The following is a 14,293-nucleotide window of genomic DNA, read 5'->3' as shown; positions in this document are numbered from 1 at the left end:
ATCGGTCAGTGACGGCTCAGGTACTGCGGAGGCACCGCACGGGTGAGCCAGACGCCGTTCGCGCTCACCTGGAAGCGGTGGCCGTCGCGGGTCATTCCGGCTGCGTCGACGACCAGCACGACGGGTTTGCCGTGCCGGGAGCCGACGCGGACGGCGGTCTCGGTGTCGCTCGAAAGGTGCACGTCGTGGCGGGAGCGCGGGCGCAGGCCCTCGCGGAGGATGGCGGGCAGGAACCGTTCGGCGGTGCCGTGGAAAAGGGTGGCGGGCGGGTCGGTGTCCGGCAGGCCGAGGTCGACGTCCACGCTGTGCCCCTGGCTGGCCCGGATGAGCGTCCCGGTCTCGTCGAAGGCGAAGCGGCGCTTGTCGTTGCCCGCCACGACTTCGTCGAGTTGGGCCCGGGAGAGCGGCAGCCCGTGGCGGGCGAGCGCGGCGAGCAGTTCGGTGACCGGGACCCAGCCGCCGGGGCCGAGGGCCAGCCCGATCGCGCCGGGCTCGTGCCGCAGGTGCCGGGACAGCCGCTTGGACACCCGGATGATCGTTCTTTCGTCCATGTTGTTTCCAGTTGCGCACGATCGGGTGAGGCGGCGCAAGGTTTTTGTCGGAGGCCGCTGGTAGTCAGAGAGCACGAACCGAAGGAGGGTCCGATGACGAACGCCGGCCTGCTCGACCTGTGGACCGAGCCGCAGGAACGGGAATGCCTGAGCTGCTACGTGAGCCGCCTGCTGGCCGATTTCGGCTGCGACGGCACGCTGCGGTGGACGCGACGCTGGCGCGGCTTGCGTGCCCCAGGCGTGGTCGCGATCGACCGGATGTTCCGAAGACGCGCCGTGAACTGCGACTGCGGAGTGCCGGCCGCCCTCGGAGCCGCGACGAGCTCCGGCACGCCCCCACCATGCGCCGGAGTCCGCCGCGGCTCGACGAGGCCCTGCTCGATGTGGGGCAGGCCTGACGCTCCCGGGCGAGCCCGCGGCTCGCCGACTTGAGCGCCAGCTCCCGTCTCGCGGACCTCAAGCCGGTGGTGCCCCGGCACTCCCGCGAAATCGTGCACCCATCGCGCTGATTGGGCGCCATCTCGGAGCTTCCGCGACGTGCACCCATCGCGCCGATTGAGCGCCATCTCGTAGCTTCCGCGACGTGCGCCCATCGCGCTGATTGAGCGCCATCCGGGGCCGACTTGGCTCCCTGCGCCCGGCTGCAGCCGAGACCACCCGTCATCCCCGTATTGCGGTCAACAGAAGGAGGCGATGCCCCGGCACTCCCGAAATCAAGCACCCCTTGCCAGCTGGTGGCACCCCTCGCCGGCTGCGCGCCACCGTCGCTGGCTGGCTGCGCGCCACCGTCGCTGGCTGGCTGCGCGCCACCGTCGCTGGCCGACTGCGCGCGACCCGTCGGCCGACTACGCGCCACCCTCGGTGGCCGGCTTGAGTCCCCGCGCGCCAGGGCCGTACTGCGCCATCCGGTCGTCGGTGTTGTAGAGCCCGCACACGCGCAACGACAGGCACCCGCACCCGACACAACCCGTCAGCCTGTCGCGCAGCCGCTGCAGGGCGTCGATCCGGGCGTCGAGTTCGTCCTGCCACCCGCGGGACAGCCGGGCCCAGTCGGCCTTCGTCGGGGCGTGGTCGCGTGGCAGGGTGGACAGCGCGTCGTGGATTTCCTCGAGGCTGAGCCCCACCCGCTGCGCCGCCCGGATGAACGCGATCCGGCGCAGCACCGATCGCGGGTACCGGCGCTGGTTCCCGGCCGAGCGCTCGGAGGTGATCAGGCCCCGGTCCTCGTAGAAGCGCAGCGCCGTGTGCGGCACGCCGCTGCGCTCCGCGACCTGGCCAATGGTCAGGTGGTCGGCAAGCTTGGTCACGGCGCCAGCCTAGCCTTGACTTCGACTTAAGTCGAGGTTGCACGGTCGAAGCATGGAAAACACGACCAGGGGGATGGGCTACGCCGACCTGCCGGCGCTGATCGACGCCATGCGCGGCGACGAGAAGCATTCCGGCGCGGCGGAGTCCACAGTAGATGTGCTGTGGGTGCTGTACGACCGGGTGCTGAACGTGTCGCCCGACGCGCCGGACGATCCGGCCCGCGACCGGTTCCTGTTGTCGAAGGGCCACGGGCCGATGGCCTACTACGCGGTCCTGGCGGCGAAGGGGTTTCTCGACCCCGCGGAACTGGCCGGCTGGGCGGGCAGCGAGTCGAGGCTGGGCTACCACCCGGACCGGACGCTCGTGCCCGGCGTGGAGATCTCCAGCGGCTCGCTGGGGCACGGGCTCGCGCTCGGCGTCGGGACGGTGTTCGGGCTGCGCGCGCAGGGCCTGACGGAACCGAAGGTGGTGGTGCTGACCGGGGACGCCGAGCTCGACGAGGGCTCCAACCACGAGGCGATCGCGCTCGCCGGGCGGGCGTCGATGGCCCAGCTGACCGCGGTGGTGGTCGACAACCAGTCGGCGACGCATGGCTGGCCGGGCGGCATCGCGCAGCGCTTCGCGGTCGAGGGCTGGGCCACGCGCACGGTCGACGGCCGCGACCACGACGCGTTGCACGCCGCGTTCACCACGCCGCACCCGGACCGGCCGCTGTGCGTGGTCGCCGTCGTCGAACCGAAGGGGAGCTGAGCCATGAGCGGAATGCGCGAGACCTTCCTGTCCACAATGGAGCAAGTGCTCGACGAGGATCCGCGAGTCGCGGTCGTGCTGGCCGACATCTCCGCCGCGTCGCTGGAAGCCGCCAGGCGCAGGCACCCGGACCGGGTCATCAACGTCGGCATCCGGGAGCAGGCGCTGATCGGCGTCGCGGGCGGGCTGGCGCTGGCCGGGATGCGGCCGGTGGTGCACACGTTCCCGTCGTTCCTCGTGGAGCGGCCGTACGAGCAGGTCAAGCTGGACCTGACCCACCAGGGCGCGGGCGCGGTGCTCGTCTCGTGGGGCGGTTCGTACGACATGTCGACCGCCGGCCGGACCCACCAGTCGCCGGGGGACGTCGCGCTCATCGACACCATCCCGGGCTGGACCGTGCACGTGCCAGGGCACCCGGACGAGGCGGTGTCGCTGCTGCGTGAGGCGCTGCCCGGCGACGGCACGGTGTACCTGCGCCTGAGCGGCCAGTCGAACGCGCGCCCACGCCCGGGGCCGGGCCTGCAGGTGGTGCGCCGGGGCGGGCGCGGGGTCGTGCTGGCGGTCGGCCCGATGCTGGACCGCGTGCTGGCCGCGGCCGAGGGCCTGGACGTGACGGTGCTCTACGCGAAGACCGTCCGCCCCTTCGACGCCGCGACCCTGCGCGCGGCGGTGGCCGAGACGGGCGTGGCGGACGTGGTGCTGGTCGAGCCGTACCTGGCCGGCACGTCCGCCCACCAGGTCAGCGAGGCCCTCGTGGAGGTCCCGCACCGCCTCCGGGCACTGGGCACCCGCCGGGACGCGGAGGTGCGCAGGTACGGCGACGTCACCGACCACGACCTGGCGCACGCCCTCGACGAGGCGAGCATCGCGGCCGCCCTGAAGGCCTTCCTGCGCCCGGACTGAGCGGACGAAGTGGAGGCCCAGAAGCACCCGAGCGGGCTTCACCCACACGGACTGTCGGCGCTGACCCGGCCGCTGGCGGGTGGTGGCTGCGCCAGCCCGGTGGTTGGCATGGCGGGCGTGGGTGGCCGCGCCGGCCCGGTGGTTGGCCTGGCGGGGTGGGTGGCTGCGCCAGCCCGGTGGTTGGAATGGCGGGCGTGGGTGGCTGCGCCGGCGGGCGGGCGGCCTGGCGGGTGGGTGGCTGCGCCCGCCGCGCTGGCGTCGGCTGTGCCGCCTGCCGGTGCGCCGGCGGCCTGGCGGCTGGGCCGCCCCGCGTGCCGTTGCCCGGCGGGCCAGTGGTCGCGGCGCTGCTGCCCACTGCGCCGCACGCGCCGCTGCTGCTGCCTGCCGCGCCGGTGGCGGCACCGGCCCCGCCGCTGCCGCGCCGGTGGCGGCGCCCGCCCCGCCGCTGCCGCGCCGATGGCGGCACCGGCCCCGCCGCTGCCGCCCCGCCGCCGTTGCCGTCCGCGCAGCAGCCTCGGAACTCGTGAGCCGTGGCACCCGCCGGCTCAATCCTCCGGCGTGTGCTCCGGCAGCAGACGGCACAGCGCCTCGGCGCTCACCTGCAGGTCTTCGGCCGCCGCGGCGGCCTGTTCCAGCTTGCTGCGGATCGTCTGGAACGCGAGCAGCCCCAGTTCGTGCTCCCGCTCCCGCAGCACCGGGCACGCCCGCAGGTCGTCGAGCACGCGCGTCACCGCCGTGGCGAGCGTGGTCAGCCCTTCGAGCAGCTCGCGCACCTCGTCCGGGCCCAGCCGGCCGCTGTCCAGCTCGTCCAGCGTCTTGGCCAGCTCCCTGGCCAGCTCACCGGACCCGTGGGCTTCGCTCTGCGACGACATCGTCACTCCCTACCGCGGCGCCCTCCCGCAGCCTTCCCCCGCCTGCCGCAATCAAACGCCTCCGAGCCGCCCGGCGGAACCACCCACACGAAGCCTCTAGACTGGTCAGGTGGCTCGCGTCGTGATTCTGGACTACGGATCGGGGAACCTGCGCTCCGCCGAGCGCGCTGTGCGCCGCGTCGGCGCCGAGGTCGAGGTGACCGCCGACCCGCATGCGGCGCTGGAAGCCGACGGCCTCGTCGTCCCCGGCGTCGGCGCCTACGCGGCCTGCATGGCGGGCCTGCTGTCCGTGGGCGGGGAGAAGATCATCGGCAGCCGTCTCGCCGGCGGTCGTCCCGTCCTGGGCATCTGCGTCGGCATGCAGATCCTGTTCGAGCGTGGCGTCGAGCACGGCGTGGAGACCGAGGGCACCGGCGAGTGGCCCGGCACGGTCGACCGCCTGCACGCCGACGTCGTCCCCCACATGGGTTGGAACACCGTCCGCGCGCCGGAGGACTCGCAGCTGTTCGCCGGCCTCGACGCGGACGCCCGGTTCTACTTCGTGCACTCCTACGCCGCCCGCAGCTGGCAGCTCGAGTCCGGCCTGCCCGGCCAGCAGCCCAAGGTGGCGTGGGCGCACCACGGCGAGGACTTCGTGGCGGCCGCGGAGAACGGCCCGCTGTGGGCGACCCAGTTCCACCCGGAGAAGTCCGGCGACGCGGGCGCCCACCTGCTGGAGAACTGGCTGCGCAGCCTCTGACCAGTCCCACCCTCCGGGCAGCTGAGCGCCGTTGCTCCTTATAGTGGCCGCGTGACGTTCACCCTCCTTCCCGCCGTCGATGTGGCCGATGGCCAGGCCGTGCGTCTCGTCCAGGGCGAGGCGGGCACGGAAACCTCCTACGGCAGCCCGCTCGACGCGGCGCTCGCCTGGCAGCGGGACGGCGCGGAGTGGATCCACCTCGTCGACCTCGACGCCGCGTTCGGCAAGGGCGACAACAAGGAGCTGATCGCCCGCGTGGTCGGCGAGCTGGACGTGCAGGTCGAGCTGTCCGGCGGCATCCGCGACGACGCGTCGCTGGAGGCCGCGCTCGCCACCGGCGCCCGCCGGGTGAACCTGGGTACCGCGGTGCTCGAAGATCCGGAGTGGACCGCGAAGGTCGTCGCCACCTACGGCGACCGCGTCGCGATCGGCCTCGACGTGCGCATCACCGAGGACGGCCACCGGCTCAAGGGCCGCGGCTGGACCAGCGACGGCGGCGACCTGTGGGAGGTCCTGGAGCGCCTGGACCGCGACGGCGCCTCGCGCTACGTGGTCACCGACGTCAGCAAGGACGGCACCCTCAAGGGTCCGAACCTGGAGCTGCTCGCCGAGGTCGCCGCCCGCACCGACGCGCCGGTGATCGCCTCCGGCGGGGTGTCCAGTTTGGACGACCTGCGCGCGCTGGCCGGCCTCGCCGCGGACGGCGTCGAGGGCGCCATCATCGGCAAGGCCCTCTACGCGGGCGCGTTCACGCTGCCGCAGGCCCTGGACGCGGTCAGCCCGCGAGTTTGATCGCGAGGCCGATCGTCTTCTGGCGGCCCCGCAGCCTGCTGAAGAACATCGTCACCTGACCGACCACCCCGTACTTGCGTGCGATCGCCGAGCGCGCCCGCTCGGTCGCCGCGTCGTCCAGGAGCCGGGCCTGCCCGGTCACCACCGGCCCGTGGGTCTCGCGGCCGCGGAAGTCGCAGCCCTGCAGCGTGACCTCGGGGTTGTTGCGGATCCGCTTGACCTTGCCCGCCGTCCGGTCGCTCCACACGACGATCTCGCCGTCGTGCCCGGCGGCCCACACCGGCGTCGGCACGGGCGTGCCGTTCTTCCGGAACGTCGTCAACAGGAGGTACTTCTCGGCGGCGATGCGCTCGAAATCCGACATGCCCCCAACGGTAGCGTGATCAGCGCCGCACCGGTGTCCGCTGTGGACTGTCGACCTCGCCGAACCGGGCCAGGGCCAGCGCCGCCGCCACCGCGACCACGAACCCGGCCACGGCCGCCGGCGCGAACCCGGCCCGCGTCGAATCGCCCAGCAGGACCACGCCGATCAGCGACGGGACCACCGTTTCGCCGACCACCATCAGCGCGGTGGCCGTCGTGACGCTGCCGCGCTGCAGCGCCGAGGCGTAGAACAGCATCGCGAGCACCCCCGCCGCGGCGAGGGCGTACGCGGCGGGATCGGTCAGCACCGCGATCACGCCCGTCGCGTCCAGCACCCGCCCGGCCAGCGCGACCACGCCGAAGCACAACCCGGAGACCAGCCCGAGAGCCGGTGTGCGGACGTGCTCGGGAGCGCGCCCGACGGTCCAGCCCGCGACCGCCAGCAGCGCGACGGCTACGAGCAGGGCGACGTGGAACGCCGTGCCCACCGGCTCGGAACCCTCGCTCCGCGCGGACACGCCGAGCAGCGCGAGCCCCGCGCACACCAGCGCGATCGCGCCCCACTCCCGGCCGGACAGCCGTACGCCGAGCGTGAGGGCCGCCACGGCGGTGACGGCGAGGCTCGCCGCGAGCGCGGCCTGCACCACGAACAGCGGCAGCACCCGCAACGCGACCAGTTGCGCCACGAACCCGACGACGTCCAGGCCGAGCCCGAGCACGTACCGCCACTGCCGCAGCACGCGCACGAGCAGCCGCGGGTCCACCCCGGACCCGCCGTCGTCCACCGCGCGGGCCGCGACGGCCTGGAACACGGACGCGACCCCGTAGGCGACCGCGGCGGCCACCGCGCACAGCAACCCCCACCACACCCACGCCACTCTAGGGAACATCTACCCTGGTGGCATGGGTGTAGCGGTCAGGGTGATCCCGTGTCTGGACGTCGACGCGGGCCGGGTGGTGAAGGGCGTCAACTTCGCCGACCTCAGGGACGCCGGCGATCCGGTCGAGCTGGCGCGGGCCTACGACGCGGAGGGCGCCGACGAGCTGACCTTCCTCGACGTGACCGCGTCCTCGGGCAACCGCGAGACCACCTTCGACGTGGTCCGGCGCACCGCCGAGCAGGTGTTCATCCCGCTGACCGTCGGCGGCGGCGTGCGTGCCTGCGACGACGTCGACCGCCTGCTGCGCGCGGGCGCGGACAAGGTGAGCATCAACACGGCGGCGATCGCCCGGCCCGAGCTGCTGCGCGAGGCGTCCCGCCGCTTCGGCGCGCAGTGCATCGTGCTGTCGGTCGACGCGCGGCGCGTGCCGGAAGGCTCGGAGCCGACGCCGTCCGGGTTCGAGGTGACCACCCACGGCGGCCGCCGCGGCACCGGCATCGACGCGGTCGAGTGGGCCCAGCGCGGCGAGGAGCTGGGTGTCGGCGAGATCCTGCTGAACTCGATGGACGCCGACGGCACCAAGGCCGGTTTCGACCTGGAGCTGATCGAGAAGACCCGCAAGGTCGTCACCGTGCCGGTGATCGCCAGCGGGGGAGCGGGCGCGGTCGAGCACTTCCTGCCCGCGGTGCGGGCCGGGGCGGACGCCGTGCTCGCGGCCAGCGTGTTCCACTTCGGACAGTTGAAGATCGGCGCGGTCAAGGACGCCCTGCGCGACGGCGGGGTCGAGGTCAGGTGAGCCTGGCACCCGAGCTGGCCCAGCGGCTCAAGCGCAACGCCGACGGCCTGGTGTGCGCGGTCGTGGTCGACCACGCGACCTCCGACGTGCTGATGGTGGCCTGGATGAACGACGAGGCGCTGGAGCGCACGCTGACCACCCGTCGCGGCACGTACTTCTCGCGCAGCCGCCAGGAGCTGTGGGTCAAGGGCGAGACGTCCGGGCACGTGCAGCACGTGCGCGAGGTCCGCCTCGACTGCGACGCGGACACGCTGCTGGTGCGCGTCGACCAGACCGGCCCCGCCTGCCACACCGGCACCCGCACCTGCTTCGACAGCGACGACCGCCTGCTGCTTGAAGATGACGGAAGTGGCTTGCGTGGCGGTGCGGGGAGCGGAACCTGAGGCGGCCCCTGGCTGTGGGATCGCCTCCTCATGAATGCCAATTCACCACGTCGGCGCTGTCCTCGCCAGGAACCGCCCACCCGCCAGCCCGCCACCACCCTCAGCGGACGCGCTCCGCGCGGCGGCGCCCATTCACACCCGCGGCGGTGCCGGTTGACGGCCCACCGCAAACGGCTCCGCCGCTTATGAAACAGGCTTAGTCGATGTCGCCGGTCAGGTAGCGCTGCAACGTCGGGCCGACGGCCGCCGCGATGGTGTCGATGTCCGTGGTCGAGAACGGCTCGAACTTCGCCACGTACCGGGCCATCCCCATGCCCACCATCTGCGACGCGCACAGCGTCGCGCGCAGCTCCGGCCGGTCCGGCGACACCCGGCCGACCACGTTCTCCAGCACGTGCCGGATCAGGAAGTCCTTGAGGCTCAACGCGGCCTGGTCGTGGCTGGCGATGCTGCGCACCAGCGCGGGGAACGCGCCGCCCTCGGTGGCGTCCCACACCGTCAGGAACCGCCGCACGATCCGCTTCCCGAGCTCGTCCACCGGCCCGTCCATGAGCTGCGAGAGGAGCTCGACCGGGTCGAACGGCAGCTGCAGCACGGCCTGCGCGAACAGGCCCTCCTTGCCGCCGAACCAGTGGTTCACCATGGCGGCGTCGACGCCGGCGCGGGCGGCGATCGCGCGCACGGTCGCGCCCTCGTAGCCGCTCTCGCTGAAGACCTCGCGCGCGGCGGCCACGAGCGCGGCCCGGGTGTCCTGGCCGCCGGGGCGGCGGCCGCGCCGCTTGGCTGGCGTAGGCTGTTCCGCGGTGCTCACCCCTCCATCATGGCGCGGGCGGGACCAGAATTCAACGGAGCCTGAATTAACGCCCGGTGCGAAGAGTGTCGGACCCGGGCGGCACAATGGCCCCATGGTCAGTGCGAATCCCACCGACGGCGGCCTCGGTTCGGTGAGCCCCGCACGCGACGAGTTCCGCGCCCTCGCCGAGGGTCGTCGCGTGATCCCGGTGGTCCGTCGGCTGCTCGCCGACGGCGAAACGCCCGTCGGGGTCTACCGCAAGCTCGCGGCCGACCGCCCGGGCACGTTCCTGTTCGAGTCGGCCGAGAACGGGCAGTCGTGGTCGCGCTGGTCCTTCATCGGCGTGCGCAGCCCCGCCGCGCTGACCGTGCGGGACGGCAAGGCCGTGTGGGAGGGCACCCCGCCGGTGGGCCTGCCCGCCGAGGGCGACCCGCTGACCGTCCTGCGGGAGACGGTCGCCGCGCTGCACACCGAGCCGCTGCCCGGCATGCCGCCGCTGACCGGCGGGATGGTCGGCTACCTCGGCTACGACGCCGTGCGCTGGCTGGAGAAGCTGCCGGAGCTGGCCGAGAAGGACCTCGACATCCCCGAGCTGACCATGCTGCTGGCCACCGACCTGGCCGCCGTGGACCACCACGAGGGCACGGTCACGCTCATCGCGAACGCGGTCAACTGGGACGACAGCCCGGAGCGGGTCGACGCGGCCTACGACGACGCCGTCCGCCGCCTGGAGGAGATGACCGAGCGGCTCGGCGCCGCGGCCCCCGCGACCGCCGCCGTCTTCGACCGCCCGGCGCCGGAGTTCGAGCGCCGCCGCACGCAGGCCGACTACTTCGCCGCGGTGGAGAAGGCCGTCGAGGCGATCAAGGCCGGCGAAGCGTTCCAGGTGGTGCCCTCGCAACGGTTCGAGATCCCCACCCAGGCCGACGCGCTGGACATCTACCGCGTGCTCCGCACCTCCAACCCCAGCCCGTACATGTACCTGCTGCGGCTGGACGGCTTCGACATCGTCGGCTCCAGCCCCGAGTCGCTGGTCACCGTGCGGGACGGCCGCGCCACCACGCACCCGATCGCGGGCACCCGCTGGCGCGGCGCGGACCCGGAGGAGGACGCGCAGCTGGCCAAGGACCTCCTTGCCGACGAGAAGGAGCGCGCCGAGCACCTCATGCTGGTCGACCTCGGCCGCAACGACCTGGGCAAGGTCTGCAAGCCCGGCACCGTCCGGGTGGTCGACTTCTTCGCCATCGAGCGCTACAGCCACGTCATGCACATCGTGTCCACCGTCACCGGTGAGCTGGCCGAGGACAAGACCGCGTTCGACGCGGTGGCCGCGTGCTTCCCGGCGGGCACGCTCTCCGGCGCCCCGAAGGTGCGCGCGATGGAGCTGATCGAGGAGCTGGAGCCGACCCGCCGCGGTCTCTACGGCGGCGTCGTCGGCTACCTCGACTTCGCGGGCGACGCCGACACGGCCATCGCGATCCGCACCGCCCTGATCCGGGACGGGATCGCGTACGTGCAGGCGGGCGGCGGCGTGGTGGCCGACTCGGTGCCCGAGTACGAGGACAACGAATGCCTGAACAAGGCCCGCACGGTGCTCTCCGCGGTCGCCGCCGCGCAGACCATGGCGCCGCCGCGGAAGCTGGACCCGGCCGATGACGTCGCCAGCGTCCAGTAAGCGTCCACTGTGGATCGTCGCGGCCGCGCTGCTGCTGGCCGCGGCCGCGCTGTGGGGTTCCTCGCGGCTGGTCTGGGCGGCCGAACTGCGTGACGCGGGCGTGCGCGGGATGGTGCTGGACAAGCACACCGGCGAGCAGGAGTCCGTGGCGCTGGTGCCGCTGGCCGTGCTCGCGCTGGCCGGGGTCGCCGGGCTGATCGCCGCGGGCGGCTGGCTGCGCCGTGTGCTGGGCGTGCTGGTCGCGTTGGCGGGGATCGCCGCGGGCTGGATCGCGATCGACGGCTGGCGCTTCGGCGGCTTCCCCGAAGGCGCGCCCACCGGGCAGATCTTCGCCGGGCGCGGACTGGCGCTGCTGGCGGGAATTCTGATGCTCGTCGCGGGGTTGTTCGCGATCAAGGGTGCGGGCCGCATGGCGAAGCTGGGCGCGCGCTACGAGGCCCCGGCCGGCCGGAAGAAGGCCGCGAAGGATCCGGACGCGGAGCTGTGGGAGGCGCTGTCGGAGGGCGAAGATCCGACTACTGATCGGTAGGCGGCGATTTCCGCTGCCGGACAAGGCAAGTCCGACCCGGAACCGGTCCGCACAGGTGGGCGGGTTAGCATCTTTTCTGCGGGAAGGGGAAGGTGTTTGTGAGCCAGCTTTCGAGTGAATGTGCGACAACCGGTGAGGTTGCGCCGTGACCGTTCTCGAAGACATCGTCGCCGGCGTCCGGGAAGATCTCGCCGAGCGGGAGAAGGCGCTCCCGTTCGACGAGCTGAAGCGGCTCGCCGCGCAGGCGCCGCCGCCGCGGGACGCCATGTCCGCGCTGCGTGACTCGTCGATCGGCGTCATCGCCGAGGTCAAGCGCCGCAGCCCGTCCAAGGGCGCGCTGGCCGACATCCCCGACCCCGCCGCGCTGGCCAAGGACTACGAGGCGGCGGGCGCGCGGGTCATCAGCGTCCTCACCGAGGAGCGCCGGTTCGGCGGCTCGCTGGCCGACCTGGACGCCGTCCGCGCCGCGGTCGACATCCCGATCCTGCGCAAGGACTTCATCGTCACCCCCTACCAGGTCCACGAGGCCCGCGCGCACGGCGCCGACCTGGTCCTGCTGATCGTCGCCGCACTGGAGCAGAACGCCCTCATGGCACTGCTCGACCGGGTCGAGTCGCTGGGCATGACCGCGCTGGTCGAGGTGCACAACGCCGAGGAGGCCGACCGCGCGCTGGAGGCCGGCGCCAAGGTCATCGGCATCAACGCCCGCAACCTGCACACCCTCGAGGTCGACCGGGACGTCTTCGGCCGTCTCGCGCCGGGCCTGCCGTTCGACACGGTGAAGGTCGCCGAGTCCGGCGTCCGCGGCCCCGGCGACCTGATGGCCTACGCCGGTCACGGCGCCGACGCGGTGCTGGTCGGCGAGGGCCTGGTGGCCTCGGGCGACCCGAAGGGCGCCCTGATGAAGCTGGTCACCGCCGGATCGCACCCCGCATGCCCGAGGCCGAGCCGATGAGCGAGCACGAGCAGCACGACGCGCACGACCCCGACGAGCGCGGCTACTGGGGCCCCTACGGCGGCCGGTTCATGCCGGAGGCGCTGATCGGCGTCGTCGACGAGGTGTCCGCCGAGTACGACAAGGCCCGGCTCGACCCGGAGTTCCAGGCCCAGTTCAAGCGCCTGCTGCGCGACTACGCCGGACGGCCGTCGCTGCTCACCGAGGCCGAGCGGTTCGCCGAGCACGCGGGCGGCGCGCGGATCTTCCTCAAGCGCGAGGACCTCAACCACACCGGCTCTCACAAGATCAACAACGTGCTGGGCCAGGCGCTGCTCACCAAGCGGATGGGCAAGAAGCGGGTCATCGCCGAGACCGGCGCGGGCCAGCACGGCGTCGCCACCGCCACCGCGTGCGCCCTGATGGGTCTCGAGTGCGTGGTGTACATGGGCGAGGTCGACACCGAGCGGCAGGCGCTGAACGTGGCGCGGATGCGGCTGCTCGGCGCCGAGGTGATCCCGGTCAAGACCGGTTCGCGCACCCTCAAGGACGCGATCAACGAGGCGCTGCGCGACTGGGTCGCCAACGCCGACACCACGCACTACCTGTTCGGCACCGCCGCCGGGCCGTACCCGTTCCCGATGATGGTGCGCAACTTCCACAAGGTCATCGGCGAGGAGGCCCGCGCGCAGATCCTCGAGCAGACCGGGCGGCTGCCGGACGCGGTCGCGGCCTGCGTCGGCGGCGGGTCCAACGCGATCGGCATCTTCCACGGCTTCATCGACGACCCGGACGTGCGGCTCGTCGGCCTGGAGCCGGGCGGCGAGGGCATCGACGGCAACCGCCACGGCGCCACCCTGACCAAGGGCACGCCGGGCAACCTGCACGGCGCGATGTCGTACCTGCTGCAGGACGAGGACGGCCAGACGGTCGAGTCGCACTCGATCTCGGCCGGCCTGGACTACCCGGGCGTCGGCCCCGAGCACGCGTGGCTCAAGGACAGCGGCCGCGCCGAGTACCGGCCGGTCACCGACGCCGAGGCGATGGACGCGTTCGCGCTGCTGTCCCGCACCGAGGGCATCATCCCGGCGATCGAGTCGGCCCACGCGCTGGCCGGCGCCATCCAGCTCGGCAAGGAGCTGGGCCGGGACGGGCTCATCGTGGTGAACCTGTCGGGCCGCGGCGACAAGGACATGGACACCGCCGCGAAGTACTTCGGATTGGTGGAGAAGTGACCGGGCTGCAGGATCTGTTCGCTCAGACGAAGAGCGAGGGCCGCGCCGCGCTGGTCGGCTACCTGCCCGCCGGGTACCCGACAGTGCCGGGCTCGAAGGACCTGCTGGCGGCCCTGATCGACGGTGGCGCGGACCTCGTCGAGGTCGGCGTGCCCTACTCCGACCCGGTGATGGACGGCCCGACGATCCAGCTCGCCGCGGACGCCGCGCTGAAGAACGGCTTCCGGCTGCGGGACCTGTTCGAGGTCGTCGAGTCGGTCTCGGCCCGCGGTGGCCGCGCGGTCGTGATGACCTACTGGAACCCGGTGCGCCAGTACGGGGTGGAGAAGTTCGCGCGCGACCTCGCCGCCGCCGGTGGCCTCGGCCTCATCACGCCGGACCTGATCCCGGACGAGGCGGGCGAGTGGATGGCCGCGTCCGAGCAGCACGGCCTGGACCGGATCTTCCTGGTCGCGCCGTCCTCGTCCGAGGAGCGGATCGACCTGACCGTCAAGGCGTCCTCCGGGTTCGTGTACGCGGCCGCGGTCATGGGCGTCACCGGCGCGCGGGACCAGGTCAGCAGTGGCGCGGCCGAGCTGGTGGCCCGCACCAGGGCGCACACGGACCTGCCGATCGGCGTCGGCCTGGGTGTCCGGTCGCGTGAGCAGGCGGCCGAGATCGCCGGGTTCGCGGACGCCGTGATCGTGGGGTCGGCGCTGGTGTCGGCCGCCGCGGGCGGCACCGAACCGGTGCACGCGCTGGCCGGTGAGCTCGCCGAGGGCGTGCGCCAGGCCGTCGCCACGGCGTGAG

The 14,293-nt window shown here is 73.0% G+C and carries 18 protein-coding genes; 12 read left to right on the top strand and 6 right to left on the bottom strand.

Features of this window, described 5'->3' with window-relative positions:
* Positions 1-5 precede the first annotated feature (5 nt).
* Positions 6-551, bottom strand: coding sequence for an RNA 2'-phosphotransferase (locus L2C96_RS26410; RefSeq protein WP_237338173.1), 546 nt, complete (start codon positions 549-551; stop codon positions 6-8).
* 93 nt (positions 552-644) lie between these two features.
* Between L2C96_RS26410 and L2C96_RS26405 the strand changes: the two genes are divergently transcribed.
* Positions 645-983: a DUF2695 domain-containing protein gene (locus L2C96_RS26405; RefSeq protein ID WP_237338172.1), complete on the top strand. Its 339-nt coding sequence runs from the start codon at positions 645-647 to the stop codon at positions 981-983.
* 413 nt (positions 984-1,396) lie between these two features.
* Here L2C96_RS26405 and soxR read toward each other — a convergent pair whose 3' ends face one another.
* Positions 1,397-1,858 carry a redox-sensitive transcriptional activator SoxR gene (soxR, locus tag L2C96_RS26400; RefSeq protein ID WP_020421831.1) on the bottom strand — a complete coding sequence of 154 codons (462 nt, stop codon included), beginning with the start codon at positions 1,856-1,858 and terminating at the stop codon, positions 1,397-1,399.
* A 52-nt stretch (positions 1,859-1,910) separates the two neighbouring features.
* Between soxR and L2C96_RS26395 the strand changes: the two genes are divergently transcribed.
* Both L2C96_RS26395 and L2C96_RS26390 read left to right on the top strand, forming a co-directional pair.
* Positions 1,911-2,609 (top strand): thiamine pyrophosphate-binding protein, encoded by a 699-nt coding sequence (locus L2C96_RS26395; RefSeq protein ID WP_237338171.1) that lies wholly within the window; start codon positions 1,911-1,913, stop codon positions 2,607-2,609.
* 3 nt (positions 2,610-2,612) lie between these two features.
* Positions 2,613-3,512 (top strand): transketolase family protein, encoded by a 900-nt coding sequence (locus tag L2C96_RS26390; protein WP_237338170.1) that lies wholly within the window; start codon positions 2,613-2,615, stop codon positions 3,510-3,512.
* Positions 3,513-4,057: 545 nt separating this feature from the next.
* Here L2C96_RS26390 and L2C96_RS26385 read toward each other — a convergent pair.
* On the bottom strand, positions 4,058-4,384 hold the full coding sequence (locus tag L2C96_RS26385; protein WP_235716187.1) for a hypothetical protein: 327 nt from the start codon (positions 4,382-4,384) through the stop codon (positions 4,058-4,060).
* Between the two features lie 109 nt (positions 4,385-4,493).
* On the opposite strand from L2C96_RS26385, the gene hisH reads away from it, so the two are divergent.
* Positions 4,494-5,123, top strand: coding sequence for an imidazole glycerol phosphate synthase subunit HisH (hisH, locus tag L2C96_RS26380; protein WP_237338169.1), 630 nt, complete (start codon positions 4,494-4,496; stop codon positions 5,121-5,123).
* A gap of 51 nt (positions 5,124-5,174) precedes the next feature.
* The gene (gene priA, locus L2C96_RS26375) at positions 5,175-5,915 is read left to right on the top strand and encodes a bifunctional 1-(5-phosphoribosyl)-5-((5-phosphoribosylamino)methylideneamino)imidazole-4-carboxamide isomerase/phosphoribosylanthranilate isomerase PriA (RefSeq protein WP_020419691.1); all 741 of its coding nucleotides are present in this window, start codon (positions 5,175-5,177) and stop codon (positions 5,913-5,915) included.
* On the opposite strand, the gene L2C96_RS26370 is transcribed toward priA, so the two are convergent.
* Positions 5,899-6,279 carry a PPOX class F420-dependent oxidoreductase gene (locus tag L2C96_RS26370; protein WP_237338168.1) on the bottom strand — a complete coding sequence of 127 codons (381 nt, stop codon included), beginning with the start codon at positions 6,277-6,279 and terminating at the stop codon, positions 5,899-5,901. The two genes, priA and L2C96_RS26370, sit on opposite strands and share 17 nt — an antisense overlap.
* A gap of 19 nt (positions 6,280-6,298) precedes the next feature.
* Complete coding sequence (locus L2C96_RS26365) at positions 6,299-7,147, bottom strand: DMT family transporter (protein ID WP_237338167.1); 849 nt, start codon at positions 7,145-7,147, stop codon at positions 6,299-6,301.
* Between the two features lie 34 nt (positions 7,148-7,181).
* Between L2C96_RS26365 and hisF the strand changes: the two genes are divergently transcribed.
* Together hisF and hisI are read left to right on the top strand one after the other, a co-directional pair.
* Positions 7,182-7,955: an imidazole glycerol phosphate synthase subunit HisF gene (gene hisF / locus L2C96_RS26360; protein ID WP_027936114.1), complete on the top strand. Its 774-nt coding sequence runs from the start codon at positions 7,182-7,184 to the stop codon at positions 7,953-7,955.
* Complete coding sequence (gene hisI / locus L2C96_RS26355; RefSeq protein ID WP_020419687.1) at positions 7,952-8,338, top strand: phosphoribosyl-AMP cyclohydrolase; 387 nt, start codon at positions 7,952-7,954, stop codon at positions 8,336-8,338. Before hisF ends, hisI begins: the two co-directional genes overlap by 4 nt.
* Positions 8,339-8,534: 196 nt before the next feature.
* On the opposite strand, the gene L2C96_RS26350 is transcribed toward hisI, so the two are convergent.
* Positions 8,535-9,149, bottom strand: coding sequence for a TetR/AcrR family transcriptional regulator (locus L2C96_RS26350; RefSeq protein ID WP_237338166.1), 615 nt, complete (start codon positions 9,147-9,149; stop codon positions 8,535-8,537).
* A 94-nt stretch (positions 9,150-9,243) separates the two neighbouring features.
* On the opposite strand from L2C96_RS26350, the gene L2C96_RS26345 reads away from it, so the two are divergent.
* From L2C96_RS26345 to trpA, 5 genes are all read left to right on the top strand, one after another.
* Entirely contained in the window at positions 9,244-10,806 is a 1,563-nt protein-coding gene (locus L2C96_RS26345; RefSeq protein WP_020419685.1) for an anthranilate synthase component I, read from the top strand.
* Complete coding sequence (locus L2C96_RS26340) at positions 10,784-11,335, top strand: Trp biosynthesis-associated membrane protein (protein ID WP_237338165.1); 552 nt, start codon at positions 10,784-10,786, stop codon at positions 11,333-11,335. Before L2C96_RS26345 ends, L2C96_RS26340 begins: the two co-directional genes overlap by 23 nt.
* Before the next feature lie 145 nt (positions 11,336-11,480).
* The gene (gene trpC, locus L2C96_RS26335; RefSeq protein ID WP_027934829.1) at positions 11,481-12,290 is read left to right on the top strand and encodes an indole-3-glycerol phosphate synthase TrpC; all 810 of its coding nucleotides are present in this window, start codon (positions 11,481-11,483) and stop codon (positions 12,288-12,290) included.
* The gene (trpB, locus tag L2C96_RS26330) at positions 12,269-13,504 is read left to right on the top strand and encodes a tryptophan synthase subunit beta (RefSeq protein ID WP_027934830.1); all 1,236 of its coding nucleotides are present in this window, start codon (positions 12,269-12,271) and stop codon (positions 13,502-13,504) included. The genes trpC and trpB overlap by 22 nt, the downstream gene beginning before the upstream one ends.
* On the top strand, positions 13,501-14,292 hold the full coding sequence (gene trpA / locus L2C96_RS26325; protein ID WP_020419681.1) for a tryptophan synthase subunit alpha: 792 nt from the start codon (positions 13,501-13,503) through the stop codon (positions 14,290-14,292). Before trpB ends, trpA begins: the two co-directional genes overlap by 4 nt.
* Position 14,293: the final 1 nt, after the last annotated feature.

The sequence above is a fragment of the Amycolatopsis tucumanensis genome, assembly GCF_021654135.1.
In the GTDB taxonomy this organism is placed as follows: Bacteria; Actinomycetota; Actinomycetes; order Mycobacteriales; family Pseudonocardiaceae; genus Amycolatopsis_E; species Amycolatopsis_E tucumanensis.
Note: the sequence above shows the minus strand (reverse complement) of the source record. Positions and strands in the feature narration are given on the sequence as shown.

What these genes read in the sequence shown, in the direction of transcription:
- L2C96_RS26410 (WP_237338173.1), bottom strand. Translation starts at nt 551, where the DNA reads ATGGACGAAAGAACGATCATCCGGGTGTCCAAGCGGCTGTCCCGGCAC.
- hisF (WP_027936114.1), top strand. Translation starts at nt 7,182, where the DNA reads ATGGGTGTAGCGGTCAGGGTGATCCCGTGTCTGGACGTCGACGCGGGC.
- L2C96_RS26405 (WP_237338172.1), top strand. Translation starts at nt 645, where the DNA reads ATGACGAACGCCGGCCTGCTCGACCTGTGGACCGAGCCGCAGGAACGG.
- L2C96_RS26340 (WP_237338165.1), top strand. Translation starts at nt 10,784, where the DNA reads ATGACGTCGCCAGCGTCCAGTAAGCGTCCACTGTGGATCGTCGCGGCC.
- L2C96_RS26390 (WP_237338170.1), top strand. Translation starts at nt 2,613, where the DNA reads ATGAGCGGAATGCGCGAGACCTTCCTGTCCACAATGGAGCAAGTGCTC.
- trpB (WP_027934830.1), top strand. Translation starts at nt 12,269, where the DNA reads ATGCCCGAGGCCGAGCCGATGAGCGAGCACGAGCAGCACGACGCGCAC.
- L2C96_RS26385 (WP_235716187.1), bottom strand. Translation starts at nt 4,384, where the DNA reads ATGTCGTCGCAGAGCGAAGCCCACGGGTCCGGTGAGCTGGCCAGGGAG.
- L2C96_RS26370 (WP_237338168.1), bottom strand. Translation starts at nt 6,279, where the DNA reads ATGTCGGATTTCGAGCGCATCGCCGCCGAGAAGTACCTCCTGTTGACG.
- L2C96_RS26345 (WP_020419685.1), top strand. Translation starts at nt 9,244, where the DNA reads ATGGTCAGTGCGAATCCCACCGACGGCGGCCTCGGTTCGGTGAGCCCC.
- L2C96_RS26395 (WP_237338171.1), top strand. Translation starts at nt 1,911, where the DNA reads ATGGAAAACACGACCAGGGGGATGGGCTACGCCGACCTGCCGGCGCTG.